The organism is Lactiplantibacillus sp. 7.2.4 (assembly GCF_018991185.1).
GTDB classification, from domain to species: Bacteria; Bacillota; Bacilli; order Lactobacillales; family Lactobacillaceae; genus Lactiplantibacillus; species Lactiplantibacillus pentosus.
On record NZ_JAGYGS010000116.1, the window covers coordinates 1 to 3,052 of the forward strand.

The window sequence follows — 3,052 nt, forward strand, 5'->3', positions numbered from 1 at the left end:
ATAGCAATAAACGAAGCTTTAGAATTCCCATTGATTTTCTTGATGGTTTCTGAGTCCCAGGCAAATATTTTTGCAGGGTTTTTGGCTCTGTTAGGCTGTGAAAAAGTCCTAACCAGCCTGTCTCCGCCAAGATATCGCGGAATGATAAAATCAAACTGGAACGATAAAGCATGCTTTCCAGGAATCGACTTATTACGGCTATAAAGTATTTTTTCGTTATCAAAGAACTTCTGAACTTCATCTGAGAAAGCGTCTATGATAGTGGGGCGATTTAAGTACATTGAATCATTAATTTTTAATATCGCCTGCACTAATCTTTGCTTGGCTGCCGGAAAGCCATCAAGATCCGTTTGGATATATAGCTTTTTTGAGCCTTGATCTTTTTGAACACCAAATATATCCAGCGTATCAGTTAGTATATTATTTCTTGTTTTACTATGTTTGTCGAAAGAGAGTCCATTACTTTCTAGATTATCGATTGTCCAGCCATCGTCAGTCACAAAGATGTCATCTCCAATACGACTGTATGCGTATAGTACAACATCATCAAACTCGTTATCTAAAAATGGCGTATCAATTTCAACGATGCCATTTTCGCTACATTCGATGTCAGTATAATGCTCATTTTTGCTTAACCATTTCAAATATGATGTTTTAAGGTTATTTGCATTTAGTTGCATGGAGAGTGCCTCCTTTTTACTGGATTAGTTAATGCTAGTGAAATCAAGAAAATCCTGATATGCTTTGATAATTGTTGTTATATTGAACTGTCCAAATCTGAACTAGCCCTAACACTCTGGCTCATCCCAATTAGCCTGACCAGTTAATTGTGCGACATGCTCATAACGCTGGGAAAATAACACAGGCGTTATATCTTCCGCCTTGAAAATCTGGATCACATCTTCAGCAACAGGGGCTTCATCATTAATCATGACGTAAAATTCAGTATTGGCGTGCTGAGATTGAATCTGGCATTTTTCGATGATAATAGCGGCCGCATAGCTACGATTATCGGCGTTATTTATTGTCCAAATGGGTTTGGCCGGCCCATGTTCAGCGCTAACCACCACAAAGCCGGCATAACGTGTCTGATTGGACGAGTCAGCAAGTGTTGGTTGGGCGGTAATGTGGAGTTTAACGGATGTTAGAAAATCATGAACTTGCTCAATAAATAGGCCTTCATGCTGAGTCGCCGTAGCCGAAAATAGATCCTCAATAAACAGTAAAGCATGAAGCAGTTGAATCTGATGGCGAGCATAATCTTGGGTAGATGTGCGTAAAAAGATTTCATGAGTTTCGCTATCAAAGGAAACACCACGTCGCTCCAATTGTCTGGTTAGGAGCCGTAACTGTTGTGATGACTGACTTAAAAAGCAACTTTCACCTTCTAAATCATCCAATGTATAGCCGCCATCCGTCAGTTTGAGAACGTGCTTGGTTTCCTGAACGACATAAAAGATAACGGAATCACGATGACGATTGACAAACGGTGTCTCAATTCTTGTAACCTGTTCGTTAGTTGGTGTCCAGTAGTGATGACGTGCATAAAAATCCTCAATCGATGTCACTAGCTGAGATTTTGATTGCATTTTGGCGGCTCCCTTCATCGTAGTTGACTTTAGTGTTCAGACACTGTGATATTGCATGGTATGAGTATAGGCTAAAAAGAGGATAAAACGAATAAAAACGTCACGACATATTATTTTTGAAAGTTAAAAGTTGCAGTGTCACGCCATGATGTATAGACTTAGACCCACAGTACAGATTTCAGGGCCTAAGTGATGAATATTTGGGACTGCTGTCTTGCAATTTTAAGATGTTTGTCGGGAATTAGGAAATGGGCTTACTTGCAAAGGGGGAACAATCTTTGGTCCTAACTAGGGTAGAGGTTCAACAGAAAAACATTGACTGGGCTTTTGGGGAAACTGATTTAAGTCAGGCTAAGCAAGACCAGCTGCGAGCGACTTTCAATTGGCTACAAGAATCTGATCGCAATTATTTGAATCCGACTGTCAAACAACTGGGGAATTTTGCCAGTCGAATGCATGTCCCATTTGGAAATCTTCTGCTTCGTAAGATTCCAGAAACAGAGCCGATTCAGTTAGCATTTAGAACCAAGGCCAATGTACCTGCCCAGGTTAGTTTGAATACCCGGGCCGTTATTTATGAAATGTTGCGAAAACAAGCTTGGTTCAAGACAGAGAGTGGGTATGCTGATAGTGAATTATCTCTGATTGGCGTGGCAGCGTCCCCACGATATTCCGTTGATGATGTGGTAACCAAAGTTGGATCCCTGTTGACCTTGAGACACTTTGGAAGTGCCCGGGAACTATTTAATGACTTGCGGATGCAAATTGCACGGCATAAAATTCTGGTCATGCAAAAGGGTGGCCCTGGACTGGGGACTAACCGGCCACTACAAGTTGAAGAAGTCCGGGCGTTTGTCCTATTAGACGGTTACGCACCGTTGATTTTCTTGAATCAAAAGGACAGTTATATGACCCGAGTGTTCTCACTCATCCATGAATTTATCCACATACTGAGAGGAACGGATGAACTGTTTGCAACGATCAATCACACTTTGAAAGAAGAACGCTTTATCAATGAGGTGACGGCAAGCTTTTTAATGCCAGCGGAAGAATTTGTCACTGAATTTAGAGCTTCTGGAATCAGGGAAGTTGCGATTAGAGCGCGACATTTGGGGTTGATTTCTGATGATTTAAATCTGAGTGAGCTTGATTTAGAATCTACAGCTAGCCATAAAAGTGTGGGTGGAAATCCATACTATACGGCGCTCAGCTTCAATGATAACCGCTATATGACCGCACTAGTTAAGTCTCAAGAGAACGGGACGTTACCACCGACTAAGGCAGCGGCACTACTCGGGGTCAGTACTAAAATGTTGGATAAGACCATTCGGATATTCAATGAACGCGAGGTCCGATTGTAAAAAACAAATAATTCCCGCACCTAAATTTGATGCGGGAATTATTTGTTTAGTCAAAGTCGACGTAGTCTTTCGTGACGGTGTATGATGCAAAATCTTTGTCAG

3 protein-coding genes are annotated in these 3,052 nt (G+C 41.3%); 1 reads left to right on the top strand and 2 read right to left on the bottom strand.

The annotated features are described in order from the left end of the window. Positions 1-680: DUF1828 domain-containing protein (locus KGF70_RS16645; RefSeq protein ID WP_216769637.1), on the bottom strand; the 680-nt coding region annotated here is incomplete at its 3' end. A gap of 108 nt (positions 681-788) precedes the next feature. Further along, positions 789-1,589 (bottom strand): DUF1828 domain-containing protein, encoded by an 801-nt coding sequence (locus KGF70_RS16650; protein ID WP_216769635.1) that lies wholly within the window; start codon positions 1,587-1,589, stop codon positions 789-791. Positions 1,590-1,837: 248 nt separating this feature from the next. On the opposite strand from KGF70_RS16650, the gene KGF70_RS16655 reads away from it, so the two are divergent. Further along, a complete protein-coding gene (locus KGF70_RS16655) occupies positions 1,838-2,950 on the top strand; it encodes an ImmA/IrrE family metallo-endopeptidase (RefSeq protein ID WP_253955633.1) in 1,113 nt (370 codons plus the stop codon). Positions 2,951-3,052: the final 102 nt, after the last annotated feature.